Consider the following 19,885-nt stretch of genomic DNA (forward strand, 5'->3'; position numbering starts at 1 on the left):
GTGGAAATTCACACCGACGGCCATGTCCATGCCGAGGCCTCGGCACCGGGCCCGCTATGGGTCATCGCGCTGTTCGGGCTTGCGCCGTTCCCGGCGTCGGCCCTGACCTATGTCTATGGGCCGACCGACCTGAGCGGGCCGGCCCTGACCGTGCTGCTGACCTGGTCGGCGATCGTGCTCGGGTTCCTGGGCGGCATCCGTTGGGGCTTGGAGAGCGCGCGGGCGACGCCGCGCTGGACGCGGCTGGCGACCTCGGTGATTTCGCCGACCGTGGCCTGGACGCTGATCTTCGCGCGCGGGTCGGTCGAGACCTCGTGGCTGCTCTGCGGCTTCATGGCCGCCTTCATCCTGCAGTGGCTCTACGACCATGCCGCGCCGGACGTGCCGGCCCGCTATCCGCGGCTGATGACCTCGCTGACCTTGGGCGCCTGCGTCTCGCTGGCCCTGGCGCTGGAACAGACCCTGCGGATGTAGCTAGTCGCCGGCGACCGATCGCCAGCCGACGGCGTGCACCCGTCCCGCGCCCAGCGCGCCGCACAGCGGTGGGCGCCCGAACAGCCCCGAGAACGCCTCGTCCCGGATGCTCAGCCCGCCCGCATAGGCGCCGAAGGCCGGCACGACCATCCGCAGTCCGTCGGTGACGAAGCAGCGCCGGCGCACGCTGCCGCGCGAGGCGACGACGCGAGCGCAGGGGTGCAGGTGGCCGGCGACCTCGCCGTCCTGGCGGCCGGGCGTCGGTTCGTGGCGCAGGATCAGGCCCTCGACCGCGATTTCGTCGGCGACGTCGCCGGGCAGGCGGCGGGGACCGTCGGCGTCGTGGTTGCCGACCACCCAGACGAGGCGCGTCAGGCCGCTGAGCGCGCGGAGCCCCTCGGCGTCGTCGCGGGCCAGCCGGTCTTCCGAGGAACGATCATGGAAGGTGTCGCCCAGCAGGACGACGGCGTCCGGCTGGGCCGCCACCACCTCGGCCTGCAGCCGGCGCAGGGTGTCGCGGGTGTCGTAGGGCGGCAGCATCTGGCCGCGCATGGCGTAGGAGGAGCCCTTTTCCAGGTGGAGGTCGGCGACCACCAGCATGCGCGCAGCCTCGATCCATAAGGCGCCGCTTGGCCGCAGGGTGACGGCCGCGCCGTTCAGCCTCGTGCGCAGGCCGCCGCAGGGACTGATGGCGAAGGCGTAGGGCTCGGCGACCGCGCTCACGACATGGCCTCGGCGATCAGGTCTTCCTCGGCCTCGGCCAGGATCATGTCGGCCGCGCCGCCGGGCGAACGCTCCTTGCCGATCTCCAGCAGGATCGGCACCGAGAACGGCGACAGGTGCTCCAGCGGCGAGTGGCGGATACGCCCGGAGATCCGCTCTAGCAACTGTCCCAGTCGCGCGACATCGATCAGCCCGGTGGCGGCGTCCTCGCGCGCGCAGCGCAGCAGCAGGTGGTCGGGTTGGTGGCGGCGCAGCACGTCGTAGATCAGGTCCGTCGAAAAGGTCACTTGGCGGCCGCTCTTCTCATGGCCTGGAAAGCGCCGCTCGATGAGCCCCGAGATGATCGCACACCCCTTGAAGGCGCGCTTCATCATGAAGCTCTCGGCGAGCCAGGCCTCAAGGTCGTCGCCCAGCATGTCCTGGGCGAAGAGCTCGTCGAAATCGAGGCCGTCCATAGGCTTCAGCGCCCAGATCGCCATCGCGTAATCGTTGCAGACGAAGCCCAGCGGTCCGGCGCCCATGCGCTCCAGGCGGCGGGTCAGCAGCATGGCGAGCGTGGTGTGGGCGAGGCGGCCTTCGAACGGATAGACCACCATGAAGTGGCGCTTGCCGCGGGGAAAGGTTTCCAGAAGCAGGTCGTCGGCCGGCGGGATCAGCGAGTGATCCCTTTGAATTTCCAACCATTCGCGGACGTCCGCGGGCAGCACCTTCCAGTGCTCCTGGTCGTACATCAGCTCGCGCACGCGTTTGGCCAGGAAGGTCGACAGCGCGAACTTCGAACCGCCCCAGGACGGCATCTTGGGATCCCGATTGACGGCCGGACTGACCAGCACCTCGGTTCCGGTGACGGCGACCAGCGCCCAGACCTGACCGGCGAAGACGAAGGTGTCGCCGGGATCGAGCATCTCCAGCATGCCCTCCTCGACCTCGCCGATCTTGCGGCCGGCGCGGCCGCGGCCCATGGAGATGCGGACCGCGAGCATGGCCGGCGAGACGATGGCCCCGACGTTCAGCCGGTGGCGCTGGGCGGTCTCGGCGTTGCGAACGGTCCAGCGCCCGTCGAGGGTCTTCACGATCCGGCGGAAGCGGTCATAGGTCTTCAGCGCATAGCCGCCGGTGGAGACGAAATCGACGACCTGTTCGTAGTCCTCCCACGGCAGGTCGCGGTAGGGACCGGCGCTGGTGATCTCGTCATAGAGGGCCAGCAGATCGAACGGCTCGGAACAGGCGCAGCCCATGACGTGCTGGGCCAGCACGTCGAGCGCGCCGATGCGGGTCGGCTCGCCGTCGAAGCGGTTCTCGGCGATGGCCTCGCGGGCGGCCTGGCACTCCAGCATCTCGAAGCGGTTGGCCGGCACGAACAGGGCGCGCGAGGGCTCGTCCAGACGGTGGTTGGCGCGGCCGATCCGCTGGACCATGCGGCTGGCGCCCTTCGGGCTGGCCAGCTGGATGACGAGATCGACGTCTCCCCAGTCGATGCCGAGATCGAGGGTCGAGGTGCAGACCACGGCCCGCAGCTCGCCGCGCGCCATCGCCGCCTCGACCTTGCGCCGCTGCTCGGCGGCCAGGCTGCCGTGGTGCAGCGCGATGGGAAGATTGTCCTCGTTCAGCCGCCAGAGCTCCTGGAAGGCGAACTCGGCCTGGAAGCGGGTGTTGACGAAGACCAGGGCGGTCCGGGCCTGCTTGATGGCCTCGTAGACCTCGTCCATGGCGTGCTTGGCCGTGTGACCAGCCCAGGGCACCTTGCCCTCCGAGAGCAGCATGTCGACGATCGGTTGCGCGCCGCCGGGGCCGCGCACCAGGGCGACGGACTCGTGGGTGTCGGCCTGGCGCCCATAGCCCATCCAGCGGCGGATCACGTCGGGATCGTCCACGGTCGCCGAGAGGCCCACGCGCCGCAGGTTCGGCGCGAACTGCTGCAGCCGCGCCAGGTCGAGCGCCAACAGGTCGCCGCGCTTGGAGCTGTGCAGGGTATGGATCTCGTCCAGGATGACGCACGAGAGGTTCTCGAAATATAGCCGCGCGCCTTCCCAGGCGCAGAACAGCGCCAGCTGCTCGGGGGTGGTCAGCAGGATGTCGGGCGGCTTCACCCGCTGGCGCTGACGACGCGCCTGGCCGGTGTCTCCGGTGCGGCTCTCGGCGACGATGGGCAGGCCCATCTGGAGAATCGGCGCCATGAGGTTGCGCTCGACGTCGACGGCCAGGGCCTTCAGCGGCGAGATGTAGAGCGTATGGATGCCGCGCGGGGCGTTGGCGGGCGGGCGCTGCGCCAGCTCGATCAGGCTGGGCAGGAAACCTGCCAGTGTCTTGCCGCCGCCGGTGGGCGCGATGAGCAGGGCGTCGCGTCCCTCGCGGGCCCTGGCGACCATTTCGAGCTGGTGCGCGCGCGCGCTCCAGCCGCGGTCATGGAACCAGGCGGCGAACCTTGCAGGTAACAGATCTGGCGGGCTTGCCGGGCTGTCGGCCATGGTTCGCCTATAACATGTTCCCGTTCCGTTTCATCGGTTTCTTGCGCCCCTGAGTCGGTAGTCGGCGCCCTGCGGGAGCGTAGACTGCCAGCGTCACGCATAAGCTGACGAGGAGCCGAGCATGTCTCAGTCCTATCCGGGTGAGTGCTTCTGTGGCGCAGTAAAGATCGAGGTCACCGGCCAACCGGCAGCCATGGGCTATTGCCATTGTAGATCCTGCCGATCGTGGTCCGGCGGGCCGGTGAACGCCTTCAGTCTCTGGGAGCCTTCCGCGGTCAGGGTGACGGCGGGAGAGGAGCATCTGGCGACCTTCGCCAAGACCGACATGAGCGAGCGCCAGTATTGCAGCAAGTGCGGCGGGCACTTGATGACCAATCATCCGCCGCTCAAGCTGATCGACGTTTTCGCCGCGACCTTGCCGACGCTCGAATTCACTCCCGGGGTTCACGTCAACTATGCCGAGACCGTTCTGCGGATGAAGGACGGCCTGCCTAAACTGAAGGACTTCCCGGCCGAGTTCGGCGGCTCCGGCGAGGCTATCGGCGAGTAATTGCGGCCTATCGGCAGGTTTTCAACGTTCCCTTTCCGTTTCCTGCCGAAAGCGGCTAGCAAGGCGGTGTGAACGCCCCGACAACGAGTCTGGATCTTGCGCCCGCCCTGGTGGTGTTGCCTGGGCCCCGGGCGGCGGTCGCCGACGTGCAGGGCGGTCAGACGATCCGGGCGCCGGACGCGCGCGACCTGATCCAGCGCGGCCCGGTGCTGGTGGCCCACGCCTCGATGACCGCGCGGCGGCTGGGGCTCAATGCTCCGCCGCGGATGCCCGGTCTGTTCGACGCGCTTGAACTCTACGCCTTTACGCGGCCGGCGACCTTCTGTGCGCCGTCTTCCGTGGGTCTGGCGCTGGCGCTCGGCCAGCCCGAGCCGAAGGGCGCGCAGGCGCAGGCCGAGGCGCTGCGCGCGGCTTGCGCGCAGCTTCTGCAGGAACTGGCGCTCAGCCCGCAGCCGAGCCGCGAGGAAGCGCTGGCGCAGGCCGAGACGATGATGCGCGCGGGGTGGGCCTGGGGGCCTTCGGTCGTCGCCGCCCTGCGCTCGGCCCCGGTCGGCAACCAGTTCCGCACCTCGGGCCTGGACGTCTGGACCCGCATCGCCGAGTGGGAGGACCAGGCGCCGCCGGGCGAAGCCAGCTCCAAACCTGTCGCGCCCGAGGACGCCGGCAGGCGGCTGGCCGAACTGTTGCAGCGTTCGGGCCTGGACGAGACCCGTCCGGCCCAGGCCGAGTACGCCCAGGAGGCGGCCTTCGCCTTCGCGCCGCGCGAGCGGGAGGGCGAGCCGCGGATGATGCTGGCCGAGGCCGGCACCGGCGTCGGCAAGACCCTGGGCTACCTGGCGCCCGCCTCGCTGTGGGCCGAGGCCAACGGGCCGTCGGTCTGGGTCTCGACCTACACCCGCGCCCTGCAGCGGCAGATCGAACGCGAGAGCCATTCGATCTATCCGGACCCGAAGGTCAGGGCGAAGAAGGCCGTCGTCCGCAAGGGGCGCGAGAACTATCTCTGCCTGCTCAATTTCCAGGACATGGCCAACACCGCCCAGCAGGGCGGGGCCGATCTGATCGGCATGGCGCTGACCGCGCGCTGGGCGCGGGCCACCCGCGACGGCGACATGACCGGCGGCGACTTCCCGGCCTGGCTGCCGACCCTGTTCGCGGTCCCGGCGACGGGGCAGGCGTCGGCGGCGAACCTGGTCGATCGGCGCGGCGAGTGCGTCCATGCCGGTTGCCAGCACTATCGGACCTGCTTCGTCGAGAAGGCGATCCGCGGTTCGCGCAAGGCCGACCTGGTGATCGCCAACCATGCGCTGGTCCTGACCCAGGCCGCGTTCGACGGCGCGCGTGCGGCGCGCGGCTCGAAGGGCGACGGCGAGACCACCCAGCTGAAGCGCATCGTGTTCGACGAGGGCCACCACCTGTTCGACGCCGCCGACGCCGCCTTCGCCGCGGCGCTGTCGGGTCAGGAGACCGCCGAACTGCGCCGCTGGATCCGCGGCCCGGAAGGCCGGGGCCGGCGCGGCCGCGGTCTCGAAGCGCGGCTGATGGACATGCTGGGCGACCGCGAGGATGCGCGCGAAGCGCTGACCTCGGCCCTGCATGCCGCCGCCGCCCTGCCGGGCGAAGGCTGGTCCGGGCGCATCGCCCCGCCGAACGGCGAGGTGAACCCGATCGGCCCGATCGAGGCCTTCCTGGTGGCGGTGATCGAGCAGCTGCGGGCGAGGGCCGCGCCGTCCGACGTCGGGATGGAGTGCGCGGCGCGGCCGGCCCTGGACCTGGTGCGCACGACGGCCCGCGATGCCGCTGCGGCCCTGGCCAAGATCGAGGCCCCGCTGCTGGCGCTGGCGCGCCACCTGGAAGACTTGCTGGACGAGGAAGCCAGCCAGATCGTGACCAGCGACCGGGGGCGGATCGAAGGCGCGCTGCGCGGCCTCGACCGCCGCTGCCGGATGCTGCTGCCGGCCTGGCGCTCGATGCTGCGGGCCATCGACGAGGACGCCGAGGACGATCCGGACTTCGTCGACTGGTTCGACGCCACCTTCCTCTATGGCCGGGTGGTGGACGCCGCCTGCCGCCGGCACTGGGTCGACCCGACCGAGCCGCTGACCAACGCCGTGATCGCCCCGGCGCACGGGGTGCTGGTGACCAGCGCCACCCTGACCGATCCGACCCTGGACGATCCGTTCGCCCTGGCGGAAATGCGCACCGGCGCGGCGCGGCTGCCCGACCGCCCCAAGACCCTGAAGCTGACCTCGCCGTTCGACTACGCCGCCAATGCGCGGGCCTATGTGGTCACCGACATCGGCCGCGACGACCCACGCCAGGTGGCCGCGGCGATGCGCGAGCTGTTCCTGGCGGCTGGCGGCGGCGGCCTCGGCCTGTTCACCGCCATCCGACGCCTGCGGGCCGTGCACGAGCGGATCGCCGCGCCGCTGGCCGACAAGGGGCTGGCGCTCTACGCCCAGCATGTCGACCCGCTGGAGGTCGGCGCCCTGGTCGATATCTTCCGGGCCGAGGAGGACTCGTGCCTGCTGGGCACTGACGCCGTTCGCGACGGGGTCGACGTGCCGGGCCGCTCGCTGCGGCTGCTGGCCTTCGACCGCGTGCCGTGGCCGCGTCCCGACATCCTGCACAAGGCCCGCCGCACCCGGTTCGGCGGCAAGGTCTATGACGACAACGTCGCCCGCGCCCGCATCAGCCAGGCCTTCGGCCGCCTGATTCGCCGGGCCGACGACAAGGGCGTGTTCGTGATGCTGGACGCCGCCGCCCCGACGCGGCTGTTCTCGGGCCTGCCCGAAGGCGTGCGGGTCGACCGGCTGGGCCTGGTCGATGTCATCGAGGCGGTGACGGAGTTCCTGGGGCCGCCGGCGCCGATTTCGGCGGAGTAGGTGGGGGTTCGGCTCACGCCGCTGCGTCCCGGCTTGGGGGCCTCGCCCACTTCGGAGGATGAAAGCGCTGGGCGCCGGGCGGGGTGACCCCAGAGTGTCATCCCGGAAAGCGCGTCAGCGCTTGTCCGGGACCCATTCGCGCCGACGACGGCAGATGGGGCGAGGCCGGGCCGAAGTCTGGTCCATCTGGTGTTCATGGGTCCCGGTCTTGCTGCGCAAACCGGGATGACAGCGTCGGGGCTACTGGCCGCTCACGAGCCAGCCGTCTTCGCGCAGCCGGCCGACGCGGGCGCGGGAGACGGGCGCCTCGAGGCCGCCCTTCAGGCTCAGCCGCAGGTTCCGGCCATCCTCCACGACGCCGGTGATCGCCGAGCGGGCGACCCACCAGGAGCGGTGCGTCTGCACGCCCTCAAGGTCCTTCAGGCCGTCAATCGCCTGAGACAGGGACATCAGCACCAGGGCCGATCCTTGCGTCGTATGGACCCGGACGTAGTGGTCCTCCATCTGCAGGCAAAGCACTGCGCGGCCGAGCTGCGGGGCCAAGCGCTCACGCGGATCGGCAGAGGCGGGATTCGGACCGCCGGCCGCGGCGCGCGGACGGGTCGCCCAGAGCACGCCGGCGGTGATCAGGGCGCTGATCAGCAGGCACTGAACGTACCATTCGAGCCAGTGGACCCCGGCGACGACGGGCCAGAGCCGCAAGGCCAGGGTGCGGCTGACCACCGCCGGCAGGACGGCCAGCAGGGCGACGGCCGGCGGCGTCCATAGCCAGAGGGGCGCGCCGCGCCGGGCGGCCCAGGCGGAGAGGCGCGGCAGGCTGAACCCGAAGGCCAGCCACCCGACCCATAGATTGGCGACCCAGTAGGCCATGCGCAGGGGCGCGGCGTCGTTGAGGTAGCTGCCGAACGGCCCGATGGCGCCCAGGATCAGTCCAAGCACGGTCGCCGCGCCGAAGCCCGCCGCGGCCGACCGCCAACTCGTCTGCTTTGCGCCAGCCGATTCCATGCGCCGACACTAGCAAAGGCGAGCCTGCGCCGCAGCCGTTCGCCCGGCCGCGAACCCATTCGCCCATTCACGCAGAAGCGCTGGCGGGGGGCGGCGGCTGGCGGCAACGGCTGTCACGCAACTTCAGTTCGAGAGCGCCCCGCAAATGTCCCTGCTGCCCCTGATCGCCGCCCTGGCGGCCCTGTCCTCCGCCGCGTCCGAGCCGGTCCCGTCGCCTGGGCCGCCGCCTATGACGAGGCCGGCCGATGGGACGGTCTTTTCGCGGCTGGTCGTGCCGGACGGCGATGGTCCGGCGATCGAGGCCGGGGTCTGGTCGCCGCCCGGTCCTGTCAGCGGCCTGCCGCTGGTGGTGATCTCACACGGCAACGGCGGAGACTTCCGCAGTCACGAGGATACGGCGCAGGCCCTGGCCCGCGCGGGCTTCGTGGTCGCGGCCCTGACCCATACCGGGGACAACTGGCGCGACCAGAGCCGGGCGACCGACGTGGCCGCTCGCCCGCGACAGCTGTCGGTCCTGATCGAGTACATGCTGACGGGCTGGGAAGGGCGCGCCGCCATAGATCCCGAACGGGTCGGCGCGTTCGGGTTCTCGGCCGGCGGGTTCACGGTGCTGACGGCGGCGGGGGGAGAGGCGGACCTTTCCCGCATCGCCGAGCACTGCCGCGCCCATCCGGGCTTCTACGACTGCCGCCTGATCGCCGCCCGCCCGGTGGGGCCGGAGACCCCGCGCTGGACCCATGACCCGCGCATCAAGGCCGTGGTGGTGGCCGCCCCGGCGCTGGGGTTCGCTTTCACGCGTGAGCGGCTGGCCGCGGCCAAGCAGCCGGTCCAACTCTGGCAGGCGGGAAGCGATGAGGTGCTGCCGGCGCCGTGGTACGTCGAGCCAGTCCGCGACGCCTTGCCGACGAAGCCGGAGTTTCACCGCGTCGAGGGCGCCGGCCATTTCGACTTCCTGCGGCCGTGCACGCCGCAGCTGGCGGCCGCCGCGCCGGCGATCTGCGCGCCGACGCCGGGGTTCGATCGCGCCGCCTTTCACCTTCGGTTCAATGACGAGGTGGTGCGGTTCCTGAAGGACAGGTTGTGATGCTATCTGGCCTTGAGGGAATTTGTCGCCTCGCAAGGAGCCGAGCCGATGAGCCTGGTGCTGCACTACCATCCGCTGTCGTCCTACTGCCACAAGGTGCTGATCGGGCTCTATGAGCGCGGGACGCCGTTCGAGGCGCGGGTGGTCGATCTTTCGCAGACGGCGGGCGAGTTCGCGGCGATGTGGCCGACCGCGAAGATCCCGCTACTGGTCGACGGGGGACGGGTGGCGCCGGAGACCAGCATCCAGCTCGAGTATCTGGATATGCACTATCCCGGCCCGCCGATGCTGCCTGCGGACGCGGAGGCGCGGCTGGAAGCGCGGCTGTGGGACCGGCTGTTCGACCAGTACGTGATGACGCCGATGCAGAAGATCGTCGCCGACCGGATGCGGGCGGAGGGCGAGAAGGATCCGCGTGGGGTCGAGGACGCGCGCGGGATGCTGCAGATGGCCTATGGCCTGATCGACGGGCATATGGCCGGGCGGACCTGGGCGGCGGGCGAGGCCTTCAGCCTGGCCGACTGCGCGGCGAGCCCGGCGCTGTTCTATGCCGGGATCGTCGAGCCGTGGGGCGACGAGCAGGGTGAGCTTTCGGCCTATTTCGAGCGGCTGTTGGCGCGGCCTTCGGTGAGCCGGGCGATCGACGAGGCGCGGCCGTTCTTCGAATACTTCCCGTATCGCGAGCTGATGCCGGCGCGCTTCCTGTAGGCAGGCCGGCGGCCTTAGTGCCCGGAGCTCCTGGAGAAGACGTTGATCACGAGGACGCCCAGCAGGATCAGGCCCATGCCGATCAGGGCCGGGGCGTCGAGCTTCTGCTTGAACAGCACCCAGGCGATGGCGGTGATCAGCACGATGCCGACGCCGGACCAGATCGCGTAGCCGATGCCGACCGGCACGGTCTTCATCGAGTGCGACAGGCACCAGAAGGCGAAGCCGTAGCCCGCCGCGGTGACCAGGGATGGGACCAGCCGGGTGAAGCTGTCGGAGGCCTTCAGGGCGGTGGTGGCGATCACCTCCGCGACGATGGCCAGGCCCAGCCAGACGTATCCGTTCATCCCAACTCCTCAAGCGAACTCGGCGCTTGTGCAGATCGCACAGCGGGTGGAAGCATATAGGCGGTCGGGGTCACAAGCGCCCGCTGCCTAAAGGCGGGCGCCCTCACGTTTGGGAGGGCCTGCAATGGGCAGACCAGGAACCGGCGCCGCACGCGCCATCGCCCTCGTCGGCGCGGCGGGAGCCGGTAAGACAACCCTCATGGAAGCCATGCTGTTCGCGGCCGGCGCCATTGCGCGCCAGGGCGAGGTGGGCGCGGCCAGCGTCGGCGACGCCAGCCCCGAGGCGCGATCGCGCGGCCAGTCCATCGAGTTCAACATCGCGGGCTTCGAGTTCATGGGCGACCGCTATGCGGTGATCGACTGCCCCGGATCGCCCGAGTTCGCCGGGACCGAGGACTATGTGCTGCCGGCGGTCGACCTGGCGATCATCGTCGCCGATCCGAACCCGACGCGGGCGCACCTGCTGCAGCCGATCTTCAAGGAGCTGGAGGCGCGGCGGGTTCCGCACGCGGTGTTCGTCAACAAGATCGACCAGGCGCGCGGCGGGCTGGACGAGCTGATGGCCGCCCTTGTCCCGGCCTCGGGGAACCGGCTGGTGGCGCGGCAGATCCCGCTGGTCGAGAAGGAGCACGTCACTGGATTCGTCGATCTGGCGCTGGAGCGGGCCTTCGTCTACCGGCCCGGCCAGCCGAGCCAGCAGGTCGACCTTGCCGGCGACGTCGCGGCGCTGGAGGCCGATGCGCGGTTCCACATGCTGGAGCAGTTGGCCGACTTCGACGACGAACTGATGGAGCAGCTGCTCTCGGACCTCAGCCCCAGCCAGGACGCGGTGTTCGCCGACCTGGTGGCGGACCTCGCCCAGGGGCTGATCACCCCGGTGTTCTTCGGCTCGGCGCTGAACGGGTTCGGGATCCGGCGGCTGCTGAAGGCGCTGCGGCACGAGACGCCGGACGTGATGGCGGCGGCGGCGCGGATGGGGCTGGACGGGCCCTGCGCTTATGTCTTCAAGACCTCGTACGCCGGTCAGGCCGGCAAGATCGCCTATGCCCGCGTGATGCAGGGCGAACTGGCCGACGGCCAGGAGCTGACGCTGAGCGCCGGAGACAAGGGGCGGGCCGGCGGGCTGACGAGCTTCTCATCGCCGGCCGGCCGCAAGACCGACAAGGCGCTGGAGGGCGAGGTGGTCGCCATCGGCAAGCTGGAGGCGGCGATGCCGGGCATGGTGGTGTCGATGGACGGCAAGGCGCGGGCGCCGGCCGAACCGGCGTTCCCGCCGGCGACGCTCTACTCGATGTCGATCTCGGCCAAGGACCGCAAGGACGACGTGCGGCTGTCGGCGGCGCTGACCAAGCTGGCCGAGGAGGATCCGGCGATGGTCATCGCTCAGGATCCGGCCACCCAGGAGACGATCATCTCCGGCCGCGGCGAGGCCCACCTGCAGGTGGTGCTGGAGCGGCTGAAGCGGCGGTTCGGGGTCGAGGCGGCGACCGGCCGGCCGAAGGTCTCGTACCAGGAGAGCCTGCGCAAACCCGTCACCCAGCGGGGGCGGCACAAGAAGCAGACCGGCGGCCATGGGCAGTTCGGCGACGTGGTGCTGGAGATCCGGCCGCGGGCGCGGGGCGAGGGCTTTTCGTTCACCCAGAAGATCACCGGCGGGGTGGTGCCCAAGCAGTGGATCCCCTCGGTCGAGCAGGGCGTGCGCGACGCCATGGAGCGGGGCGCTTTCGGGTTTCCGGTGACCGACGTCGAGGTGGTGCTGGTCGACGGTTCGTACCACAGCGTCGACTCCTCCGAGATGAGCTTCCGGGCCGCCGGACGGCTGGCGATGAGCGAGGGCCTGCGGGCGGCCGCGCCCTATCTGCTGGAGCCGGTCGAGAAGCTGACCATCCACGCGCCGCAGGCCTCGACCTCGAAGATCACCCAGGCGGTGTCGGCGCGGCGCGGGCAGATCCTGGGCTTCCAGCCGCGCGAGGGCTGGAGCGGTTGGGACGAGATCGAGGTCTGCCTACCCAGGGCCGAGCGACAGGATCTGATCATGGAGCTGCGCGGCCTGACCCAGGGGCTGGGCGAGTTCACCGCGCAGTTCGACCACATGGCCGAGCTGCCCGGCAAGCTGGCCGAGCAGGTGACGAAGGGCGAGCAGCACGTGGCCTAGTGCTTGCCGCGGTCGCGGCCGAAGTTGGGTTCGGCGCTTTCCTGGCCGGCGGCGATGATGCCGCGGCGGATTTCGCGGGTGCGGCTGAAGAGGTCGTAGAGCTTGTCGGCCTCGCCCCAGCGGATGGCGCGTGACAGCGCCTGGAGGTCCTCGGTGAAGCGGCCGAGGATCTCCAGCACCGCGTCCTTGTTGGCGACGAAGACGTCGCGCCACATGGTCGGGTCGGACGCGGCGATGCGGGTGAAGTCGCGGAAGCCGCCGGCCGAGTACTTCATCACCTCGGCCTGGGTGACCTCTTCCATGTCGGCCGCGGTGCCGACGATGTTGTAGGCGATCAGGTGGGGCAGGTGGCTGGTGACGGCCAGGACCAGGTCGTGATGGCCGGCGTCCATCTGTTCGACATTGGCGCCCAGAGCGCGCCAGAACTCGGCCAGGCGGCCGGTGGCCTCGACATAGGCCTCATCGTCGCGCGGCTGCGGCGTCAGGATCACCCAGCGGTTCTGGAACAGCTCGGCGAGGCCGGCGTCGGGGCCGGAGTGCTCGGTGCCGGCGATCGGGTGGCCGGGAATGACGAAGACGTTGTCCGGCAGGGCCTTGGACAGGGCGTCGGCGACCGAGCCCTTGACCGAGCCGACGTCGGTGACAGTGGCGCCGGGCTTCAGCGCGGCGGCGGCGGCCTGGGCGGCCTGACCCATGGCGAGGACCGGGACGGCCAGGACCACGAGGTCGGCGTCCTTCACCGCTTGGGCGATGTCGCCGGTGACCTCGTCGGCGTAACCGAGTTCGAGAATGCGGGCGCGGTGAGCCTCGCTGGCGTCGGCGACGAAGACGTGGCCGACGGCGCCGGCCTCGCGGGCGGCGCGGATGACGGACGAGCCGATCAGCCCGCAGCCGATCAACGCCATGCGCGGATAGATCACGCTCATGCGGCGGGTCCCTTCATGAATTCGGCCAGAGCCTCGACCACGGCGCGGTTGTGCGCTTCCAGGCCGATGGTGATGCGCAGGTGGTTGGGCAGGCCGTAGCCGGCCACGTAGCGGACGATCAGGCCGCGGGCGCTGAGGAAGGCGTCGGCCTCCTTGGCGGTCTTGCCCGGCGTGGTGGGGAAGCCGACCAGCACGAAGTTGGCGGCCGAGGGCAGGGGCTCGAGGCCCAGGCCGCCGAGCTGTTGGGCCAGCCACGGCCGCCACTGATTCACGAGGGCCAGCGAGCGGCGCTGGAAGTCGTCGTCGCCGAGCGCGGCGACAGCGGCGAGCTGGGCCGGGATGTTGACGTTGAACGGCAGGCGGATGCGGTCGACGGCGGCGGCCATCTCCGGCGGCATGTAGGCCCAGCCGACGCGCAGCGCGGCAAGGCCGTGCAGCTTGGAGAAGGTGCGGGTGACGACGACGTTCTCGAATTCGCGGACCATCGACATGCCGTCTTCGTAGGCCGGGTCATCGCAGAACTCGGCATAGGCGCCGTCGAGGCAGAGGACGACGCTGGGCGGCAGGCCGGCGTGCAGGCGGCGGATCTCCTCGCCCGAGTTCCAGGCGCCGGTCGGGTTGGCCGGGTTGGCGACGAAGACGATGCGGGTGCGCTTGTCGACCAGCTTGAGCAACTCGTCGACGTCGATGCGGTAGCCGGGCTCGGGGGCCATGCGGACTTCCGCCTGGCAGGCCCGCGCGCCGATGGCGTAGGCGCCGAAGCCGAACTCGCCCTGGACGATGTTGTCGCCCGGCTCGAGGAAGGTCTGGTTGAGCAGCTGGAAGATCTCGTCCGAGCCGCAGCCGAACAGCAGGCGATCGGGCTCCAGGCCATAGGTCGCCTCCAGCGCTGCGCGCAGGATGGTCGAGCGCCCGTCCGGGTACATCTGCAGCTGGTCGAAGGCGGTGGAGAAGGCCTCGCGCGCGGCGGGGCTGGAGCCGAGGATGTTCTCGTTGGCCGACAGTTTCAGCGGATGCTCGACCCCGTCGACCTGCGACTTGCCCGGCACATAGGGGGCGATGTCGAGGATGCCCGGCTTGGGCGTCGGGCGCGAGGCGGAGGCGCGGTCGAGAACGGTGTCGGACATGGGTGCGGCGGCGGGGGCTCGGCGGCGATGGGAGGGAGCGCCGTCTTACACGTCGATCGGCGCCGGCGCAGCCCCGATGACTCCGGTCAGGCGGCCCGGCGCGCGGGCGAGGCGTTCGTCGCCCGCCTGGTAGAAGCCCATGAGGGCGAACAGCTTGAGGCCGCCGGCCTCGGCGATCAGGTCGCCGGCGACGCCGTCGCGGCCGAGCGCGTCCTCGATGGCCTGGGCCGTGCCGCCCGCGTCGGTCACCCAGTAGGTCAGGTCGGCGCCGGTCGGTTCGACCTCGACCTCGGCGACGGCGAGCGCGGTGTTCGGGCCCCAGGCTGCGAGGCAGGGCAGGGCGGCGAACACCTTGAGCTTGGGCTCGGCCAGCAGGCGGCCCCACCACGGCGTGTCCGACGAGAGGGCGAGCACGGCGACGCCGCCGAGGGTCTTGGCGCCGGCGATGGCGTCCTCGGGCTTGGCGACCTGCCGCAGGGACGGGGCGGCGCCGAAGCGCAGGCGCGCGCCTTCGACCGCACGGCCAGGGTCACGGCCGCCGAAGACCGAGATGTGGAACGGGCCCTGACGCGACAGGCTGTCGCCGATCAGTTCGCGCCAGATGCGGACGACCAGGCTGGGACGGGCGGCGTTGCGCGGCTTGTCGAGCAAGGTGCGCAGGAGCTGGGCCTCGCGGCCGGGGCGCAGGGCGAACTTGTAGGCGTCGCCCGCGGCGGCCTTGGCGGCGGCGACCTGCACGGCCAGACCCGCACGCTCGTCCACCAGGGCCAGCAACTGGGCGTCGATCGCATCGATGCGCGCGCGGACGGCCTCGAGGGTGGGCGGAGCGGACTTGGGATCGGCCTTGGCCATACTTTCCCCCGAAAACGAAGGTTCGGCGCATAGGTCATCGCAGACGATGGCGCAATAGGCCCCTTCGCCGCAAAAAAGTTGCACGGGAAACCGGTTGTCCAGGCTGGCGGCTTGAGTGCGCTGAAGGCTCGTTTCAGAGTGACGCGGGGCAAGGCGCGGGCGGCGCCGAAACGGGGGTATGTGATGGGCGTCGATCGTCGGACTTTCCTGAGCGGTGTGGCTGGAACGGGGCTGGCGGCGACGCTTGGCGCGAGCGCCGCGGCCCAGACGGATGGACTGACCAAGATCACCGGCGCGGCGGTCCCGATCTCTCGCGAGGAGCGTCTGGCGCGCGTGGCCAAGGCGCAGCGGCTGATGAAGGCGCAAGGCCTGTCGGCGTTGATCGTCGAGCCGGGCGCGTCGCTGACCTATTTCACCGGCGTGCGCTGGTGGCGCAGCGAACGGGTCACTGCGGCGATCATTCCGGTCGAGGGCGACCTGCTGATCGTCACGCCGCACTTCGAGGAGCCTTCGGTGCGCGAGACCCTGTCGGTTCCCGGCGAGGTGCGGGTCTGGCAGGAGGACGAGGACCCGGCCCTGGTCGTCGCCGACTGGCTGAAGGCCAGGAAGCTGGCGGGCGGCAAGATCGGCGTCGAGGAGACGGTCCGCTTCTTCGTCCATGATGGCCTGGCGCGGCGACTGCCCGATGCGAAATTCGTCTCAGGCGCCGACGTCGTGCGCGGATGCCGGATGATCAAGTCGCCGGCCGAACTGGCGCTGATGCAGCTGGCGGCCGACGTCACCCTCGCGGCCTACCGCTACACCCACGGAAAGGTCCAGCGCGGGATGACCCACGCCGACGTCGGGGCGATCATGAACAAGGCGACCCGCGCGCTGGGCGGTTCGCCGGAGTTCGAGATGGTCCTGGTCGGCGCGGACGCGGCCCTGCCGCACGGTTCGGAGAAGCCGCAGGTCGTTCGCGAGGGCGAGGTGGTGCTGATGGACTGCGGTTGCACGGTGGAGGGCTATCAGTCGGACATCTCGCGCACCTTCGTATTTGGAGAGCCGACCGCCGCGCAGCGCAAGGTGTGGAACGAGGTGGCGCGCGGCCAGCAGATCGCCTTCGAGACCGCCCAGGTGGGCGTGGCCGCCGGCGCCGTCGACGACGCGGTGCGGCGCTACTACGAGAGCCTGGGCTATGGGCCGGACTACGGCCTGCCGGGCCTGTCGCACCGGACCGGGCACGGGATCGGCCTGGACGGTCATGAGCCGATCAACTTCGTCCGCGGCGAGGCGACGAAGCTGGCGCCGGGCATGTGCCTGTCGAACGAGCCGGGGCTCTACCTGCCCGGCCAGTTCGGGGTGCGGCTGGAGGACTGCCTCTATATGACCGAGCAGGGACCGCGCTGGTTCTCCAAACCGCCGACCGCGATCGACCGGCCGATGGGCTGACATCCTGCTGACAGGTTTTGGCGCCGGGAGCGGCGATGATGCGTTTCGTCATCGCGGGTCTGGAGTATCGCCATGGGCAAACACATCGCCTTCATCGTCATCGACAATTTCGCCGACTGGGAGCACGCGCAGCTGAGCGCCGCTGCCCGCACCTATTTCGACGGGGCGACGTCGTTCCACACGCCGGGCGGGCGGCCGGTCACCTCGATGGGCGGCATGACCATCAATCCCGGATCGGCCATCGAGGACCTGACCCCAGACGCCTACGACGCCCTGGTCGTGGTCGGATCGGACGGATGGACCGGCGACGACGCGCCGGACATCGCCCCCGTGCTGCGGGCCGCAGACGAGGCCGGCAAGGTGGTGGGGGCGATCTGCGCCGGAACGGTGGCGGCGGCCCGCGCGGGCCTGCTGGACAGCCGGCGGCACACCTCCAACGCGCTTGATTTCATGCGCCACTACAGCCCCGGCTATCGCGCCTGGGACCTTTATGTCGACACGCCGGCGGCGGTGCGCGACGGGACGCTGGTGACGGCGGCCGGCTCGGCGCCGGTCACCTTCACGATCGAGGTGCTAGGCGCGCTGCATCCCGAGCGGGCCGACAGTCTGGCGCAGTTCCGGGCGATGTGCGCGGCCGAGCTGACGGGGTGATCTGGCGGCGAGCGCCGCACCGTTGTCATCCCGGTTTGCGTAGCAAGACCGGGACCCATGAACACCGGGTTCGGCAGGCAAACCCGCCGTCCCAATCCGCATGCTCAGCGCGAATGGGTCCCGGACAAGCCCTTTGGGCTTTCCGGGATGACACGTTTTGGAGCGGCGGACGGGCCTAGTAGACCTTCGGCGCGGGGCCGATGGCGACCGGGCCGAGGGTGGTCTGGCCAGCCTGGAAGGTGACGTTGGCGCGGGCGACGTCGTCATTGCCCTGGCGGGCGGCGGTGACCGCGGACGCGGCGATGGCGGCCTCGGGGCGGATCACGCCGGTCTCGGCCATGGCGCCCAGCGCCTTGGGCGCCTCGCGCAGGGTCACGTCGAGCGAACCGTTGAGCCGGCCGTCATAGCCAACGCTGAGCACGCCCGATTGAGCGCCGATCACCGCCTCGCCCGCGGTGATCCCGGCCTGGCGCACGGTCATGCGGCCGCCGGCCGTGGTCCAAGCCTGCACGGCCTGCGGCCAGTTGGCGCCCTGGAAGGCGCTGACCTTGGAGAGGATCGAATCCCAGGAGATCGAGATCGGCTTGTCGCCGGCGATCCGGGCGAACAGGCCCGAGAGCCGGGCGACCCCGGCGTCGACCTTGAAGAACACCGCGGCCTGGTCGTCGGGACCGGGACGCAGGTGGAACTCGACCTTGTCGGCCGCTGACAGCGCAAACGGCTGGGCGCCCGGCGTCGGCGCGAAGGCCAGCTTGGTCCCTTCGAACGAGAAGTTCGGCAGCGGCTTGTCCAGACCCGACAGGCTGGCGTGGATGACGTCGCCCTTGACGCTGACCGGGCCGCCGACCGGCCGGGTGAAGGTCAGGCCTTGGGGCGTGGCCAGCACCCAGGTCGACAGGCCGTGCATGAAGGCCTGGCCCTCCAGCTTCGGCGCGGCGAGCGCCCAGCCGGACGGTTCGCGAATGCGGGCGTCGTCGAGCTGGATGTTCAGTCGGAACGGGTAGCCGTAGATGCGCTGGTTGCTCCAGGCGACGTCGTAGCCGGCCTTGCGCAGCTGGGCGGCGCCGGCGTCCAGGCGCTTGCCGGCCTCGCCGCGCGCATAGACCCAAAGGCCGCTCCAGGCGATCGCGGCCACCCCGGCGATGATGAACGGGATGTAGAGCCCTGCGCGGCGGGGTTTGCGATGATGCGCCGGATCGGGCACACGGGAGGCAGGCGGGGTGGATTTTTCGCGGCGGGCCATGTCGGTTGAGCGTTGGGTCTTCGGTTACGGGTCGCTGATGTGGCGTCCGGGGTTCGAGTTCGTCGAGCGCCAGGCGGCCACCCTACACGGGCGGCGGCGCGCCTTCTGCATCTATTCAGTGCATCATCGCGGCACCTATCAGCGTCCGGGGCTGGTGCTGGGCCTGGCGCCGGGCGGTGCGGTGCGCGGGGCGGCCTATCGCGTGGCCGAGGAGCATTGGCCAGAAACCTACGCCTATCTGCGCGAGCGCGAGCAGCCCACCGAGACCTATGTCGAGGCCAGGGCCAACATCCGGCTGGCGAACGGCCACCGGGTCGAGACGCTGGTCTTCCTGTCCGACGTGCACCATCCGCAATGGGCCGGCGCGCTGTCGCTGGAAAAGCAGGCGGAATTGATCGCCGGAGCGCACGGCCTGTCGGGCCGCAACGTCGACTACCTGCGCGACCTGGTGGTCCATCTCTGCGAGATGGGCGTGCATGACCCGGTCATGGAGAAGCTGCTGGGCATGGTCGAGGCGCGCGAGCTGGCGGCGCGGTGAGGCTCGGGGCTACAGTCCCAGCAAGGCGTTGGAGGCGGTCTCGGTGCGCTCCTGCAGGGTGCGCATGAACTCGGCGCGCTTCAGGCCAGGCTGGATCGGCTCAAGATATTCGAAGACGATGGTGCCCGGCTTGCGGGTGAAACCGTGCTTGGGCCAGTGGACGCCGGCGTTGGTGGCGATCGGGTGCACCGGGACGTCGATCTCGCGGTAGAGGGCGGCGATGCCGGGCTTGTAGTCGGGGGCCGCGCCGGGGGCGGTGCGGGTGCCTTCCGGGGCGATGATCACCTGGCGGTGTTCGGCGAAGCGTTCCTGGCTGTCCTTGACCAGCTTGCGCAGGGCGGTCGCGTGGCCCGAGCGGTCGACGACGATCATCTTGGCCTTCATCGCGTACCAGCTGAAGAACGGGATCCACATCAGCTCCTTCTTCATGACGAAGCAGGCGTCGGGCATGAAGGCGAACTGGGCGAAGACGTCGAACATGCACTGGTGCTTGGGCGCCAGAAGCGCCGCGCCGGTGGGCATGTGCTCGCGGCCGCGGACCTCGACCTTGATGTCGCAGACCACGCGCAGCAGGAAGATGATGCCCTTGGCCCAGCCGCGCATCATCTCGGTGCACCAGCTGCGCGGGGCGGGCAGGACGATGATCGCGCAGCCGACCGCGACGAGGACGGACCACAGATAGAACAGGGCGGCGAACGCCAGGGAGCGGAGGGTCGTCAAG

18 protein-coding genes are annotated in these 19,885 nt (G+C 70.5%); 9 read left to right on the top strand and 9 right to left on the bottom strand.

Going from position 1 to position 19,885, the window contains the following annotated elements:
• A complete protein-coding gene (locus ASC79_RS15845) occupies positions 1 to 474 on the top strand; it encodes a DUF3429 domain-containing protein (RefSeq protein WP_056022406.1) in 474 nt (157 codons plus the stop codon).
• On the opposite strand, the gene pdeM is transcribed toward ASC79_RS15845, so the two are convergent.
• Positions 475 to 1,197: a ligase-associated DNA damage response endonuclease PdeM gene (gene pdeM, locus ASC79_RS15850; RefSeq protein ID WP_156378386.1), complete on the bottom strand. Its 723-nt coding sequence runs from the start codon at positions 1,195 to 1,197 to the stop codon at positions 475 to 477. It lies immediately after the preceding gene.
• Positions 1,194 to 3,665, bottom strand: coding sequence for a ligase-associated DNA damage response DEXH box helicase (locus ASC79_RS15855; RefSeq protein WP_056022399.1), 2,472 nt, complete (start codon positions 3,663 to 3,665; stop codon positions 1,194 to 1,196). The genes pdeM and ASC79_RS15855 overlap by 4 nt, the downstream gene beginning before the upstream one ends.
• A 121-nt stretch (positions 3,666 to 3,786) precedes the next feature.
• On the opposite strand from ASC79_RS15855, the gene ASC79_RS15860 reads away from it, so the two are divergent.
• Both ASC79_RS15860 and ASC79_RS15865 read left to right on the top strand, forming a co-directional pair.
• Positions 3,787 to 4,215, top strand: a complete 429-nt coding sequence (locus ASC79_RS15860) for a GFA family protein (RefSeq protein WP_056022396.1) — start codon at positions 3,787 to 3,789, stop codon at positions 4,213 to 4,215.
• Between the two features lie 68 nt (positions 4,216 to 4,283).
• Positions 4,284 to 7,097 (top strand): ATP-dependent DNA helicase, encoded by a 2,814-nt coding sequence (locus tag ASC79_RS15865; RefSeq protein ID WP_056022393.1) that lies wholly within the window; start codon positions 4,284 to 4,286, stop codon positions 7,095 to 7,097.
• A 240-nt stretch (positions 7,098 to 7,337) separates the two neighbouring features.
• Here ASC79_RS15865 and ASC79_RS15870 read toward each other — a convergent pair whose 3' ends face one another.
• The gene (locus ASC79_RS15870) at positions 7,338 to 8,102 is read right to left on the bottom strand and encodes a LytTR family DNA-binding domain-containing protein (RefSeq protein ID WP_056022390.1); all 765 of its coding nucleotides are present in this window, start codon (positions 8,100 to 8,102) and stop codon (positions 7,338 to 7,340) included.
• 145 nt (positions 8,103 to 8,247) lie between these two features.
• Here ASC79_RS15870 and ASC79_RS15875 point away from each other — a divergent pair, with 145 nt between their 5' ends.
• Positions 8,248 to 9,186 carry a prolyl oligopeptidase family serine peptidase gene (locus ASC79_RS15875; protein WP_056022387.1) on the top strand — a complete coding sequence of 313 codons (939 nt, stop codon included), beginning with the start codon at positions 8,248 to 8,250 and terminating at the stop codon, positions 9,184 to 9,186.
• A 48-nt stretch (positions 9,187 to 9,234) separates the two neighbouring features.
• A complete protein-coding gene (locus ASC79_RS15880) occupies positions 9,235 to 9,894 on the top strand; it encodes a glutathione S-transferase family protein (protein ID WP_056022384.1) in 660 nt (219 codons plus the stop codon).
• Positions 9,895 to 9,908: 14 nt separating this feature from the next.
• On the opposite strand, the gene ASC79_RS15885 is transcribed toward ASC79_RS15880, so the two are convergent.
• Positions 9,909 to 10,241 carry an SMR family transporter gene (locus ASC79_RS15885; protein ID WP_056022381.1) on the bottom strand — a complete coding sequence of 111 codons (333 nt, stop codon included), beginning with the start codon at positions 10,239 to 10,241 and terminating at the stop codon, positions 9,909 to 9,911.
• A 124-nt stretch (positions 10,242 to 10,365) separates the two neighbouring features.
• On the opposite strand from ASC79_RS15885, the gene ASC79_RS15890 reads away from it, so the two are divergent.
• Positions 10,366 to 12,396 carry an elongation factor G gene (locus ASC79_RS15890; protein ID WP_056022378.1) on the top strand — a complete coding sequence of 677 codons (2,031 nt, stop codon included), beginning with the start codon at positions 10,366 to 10,368 and terminating at the stop codon, positions 12,394 to 12,396.
• On the opposite strand, the gene ASC79_RS15895 is transcribed toward ASC79_RS15890, so the two are convergent.
• The 3 genes from ASC79_RS15895 to ASC79_RS15905 are packed head-to-tail and all read right to left on the bottom strand — an operon-like array spanning position 12,393 to position 15,301.
• Positions 12,393 to 13,322 carry a prephenate/arogenate dehydrogenase family protein gene (locus ASC79_RS15895; RefSeq protein WP_056022375.1) on the bottom strand — a complete coding sequence of 310 codons (930 nt, stop codon included), beginning with the start codon at positions 13,320 to 13,322 and terminating at the stop codon, positions 12,393 to 12,395. The genes ASC79_RS15890 and ASC79_RS15895 overlap by 4 nt on opposite strands.
• A complete protein-coding gene (hisC, locus tag ASC79_RS15900; protein WP_056022372.1) occupies positions 13,319 to 14,449 on the bottom strand; it encodes a histidinol-phosphate transaminase in 1,131 nt (376 codons plus the stop codon). The genes ASC79_RS15895 and hisC overlap by 4 nt, the downstream gene beginning before the upstream one ends.
• Before the next feature lie 45 nt (positions 14,450 to 14,494).
• A complete protein-coding gene (locus ASC79_RS15905) occupies positions 14,495 to 15,301 on the bottom strand; it encodes a chorismate mutase (protein WP_056022369.1) in 807 nt (268 codons plus the stop codon).
• Between the two features lie 183 nt (positions 15,302 to 15,484).
• Between ASC79_RS15905 and ASC79_RS15910 the strand changes: the two genes are divergently transcribed.
• Together ASC79_RS15910 and ASC79_RS15915 are read left to right on the top strand one after the other, a co-directional pair.
• Positions 15,485 to 16,732 carry a Xaa-Pro peptidase family protein gene (locus ASC79_RS15910; protein WP_056022366.1) on the top strand — a complete coding sequence of 416 codons (1,248 nt, stop codon included), beginning with the start codon at positions 15,485 to 15,487 and terminating at the stop codon, positions 16,730 to 16,732.
• A gap of 72 nt (positions 16,733 to 16,804) precedes the next feature.
• Complete coding sequence (locus ASC79_RS15915; RefSeq protein ID WP_056022364.1) at positions 16,805 to 17,383, top strand: DJ-1/PfpI family protein; 579 nt, start codon at positions 16,805 to 16,807, stop codon at positions 17,381 to 17,383.
• A 175-nt stretch (positions 17,384 to 17,558) separates the two neighbouring features.
• On the opposite strand, the gene ASC79_RS15920 is transcribed toward ASC79_RS15915, so the two are convergent.
• On the bottom strand, positions 17,559 to 18,626 hold the full coding sequence (locus ASC79_RS15920) for a DUF2125 domain-containing protein (protein WP_056022361.1): 1,068 nt from the start codon (positions 18,624 to 18,626) through the stop codon (positions 17,559 to 17,561).
• On the opposite strand from ASC79_RS15920, the gene ASC79_RS15925 reads away from it, so the two are divergent.
• A complete protein-coding gene (locus tag ASC79_RS15925) occupies positions 18,625 to 19,164 on the top strand; it encodes a gamma-glutamylcyclotransferase (protein WP_056022358.1) in 540 nt (179 codons plus the stop codon). The two genes, ASC79_RS15920 and ASC79_RS15925, sit on opposite strands and share 2 nt — an antisense overlap.
• Positions 19,165 to 19,173: 9 nt before the next feature.
• On the opposite strand, the gene ASC79_RS15930 is transcribed toward ASC79_RS15925, so the two are convergent.
• Positions 19,174 to 19,884: a 1-acyl-sn-glycerol-3-phosphate acyltransferase gene (locus ASC79_RS15930; RefSeq protein WP_056022355.1), complete on the bottom strand. Its 711-nt coding sequence runs from the start codon at positions 19,882 to 19,884 to the stop codon at positions 19,174 to 19,176.
• Position 19,885 lies beyond the last annotated feature (1 nt).

It is taken from the genome of Phenylobacterium sp. Root1290 (assembly GCF_001425305.1).
Lineage (GTDB): Bacteria > Pseudomonadota > Alphaproteobacteria > Caulobacterales > Caulobacteraceae > Phenylobacterium.

Bases quoted from the DNA above. Each gene is read 5' to 3' on its own strand.
- ASC79_RS15855 (WP_056022399.1), bottom strand. From the start codon at position 3,665: ATGGCCGACAGCCCGGCAAGCCCGCCAGATCTGTTACCTGCAAGGTTC.
- ASC79_RS15860 (WP_056022396.1), top strand. From the start codon at position 3,787: ATGTCTCAGTCCTATCCGGGTGAGTGCTTCTGTGGCGCAGTAAAGATC.
- ASC79_RS15870 (WP_056022390.1), bottom strand. From the start codon at position 8,102: ATGGAATCGGCTGGCGCAAAGCAGACGAGTTGGCGGTCGGCCGCGGCG.
- ASC79_RS15875 (WP_056022387.1), top strand. From the start codon at position 8,248: ATGTCCCTGCTGCCCCTGATCGCCGCCCTGGCGGCCCTGTCCTCCGCC.
- ASC79_RS15880 (WP_056022384.1), top strand. From the start codon at position 9,235: ATGAGCCTGGTGCTGCACTACCATCCGCTGTCGTCCTACTGCCACAAG.
- ASC79_RS15885 (WP_056022381.1), bottom strand. From the start codon at position 10,241: ATGAACGGATACGTCTGGCTGGGCCTGGCCATCGTCGCGGAGGTGATC.
- ASC79_RS15890 (WP_056022378.1), top strand. From the start codon at position 10,366: ATGGGCAGACCAGGAACCGGCGCCGCACGCGCCATCGCCCTCGTCGGC.
- ASC79_RS15895 (WP_056022375.1), bottom strand. From the start codon at position 13,322: ATGAGCGTGATCTATCCGCGCATGGCGTTGATCGGCTGCGGGCTGATC.
- hisC (WP_056022372.1), bottom strand. From the start codon at position 14,449: ATGTCCGACACCGTTCTCGACCGCGCCTCCGCCTCGCGCCCGACGCCC.
- ASC79_RS15905 (WP_056022369.1), bottom strand. From the start codon at position 15,301: ATGGCCAAGGCCGATCCCAAGTCCGCTCCGCCCACCCTCGAGGCCGTC.
- ASC79_RS15910 (WP_056022366.1), top strand. From the start codon at position 15,485: ATGGGCGTCGATCGTCGGACTTTCCTGAGCGGTGTGGCTGGAACGGGG.
- ASC79_RS15915 (WP_056022364.1), top strand. From the start codon at position 16,805: ATGGGCAAACACATCGCCTTCATCGTCATCGACAATTTCGCCGACTGG.
- ASC79_RS15925 (WP_056022358.1), top strand. From the start codon at position 18,625: ATGTCGGTTGAGCGTTGGGTCTTCGGTTACGGGTCGCTGATGTGGCGT.
- ASC79_RS15920 (WP_056022361.1), bottom strand. From the start codon at position 18,626: ATGGCCCGCCGCGAAAAATCCACCCCGCCTGCCTCCCGTGTGCCCGAT.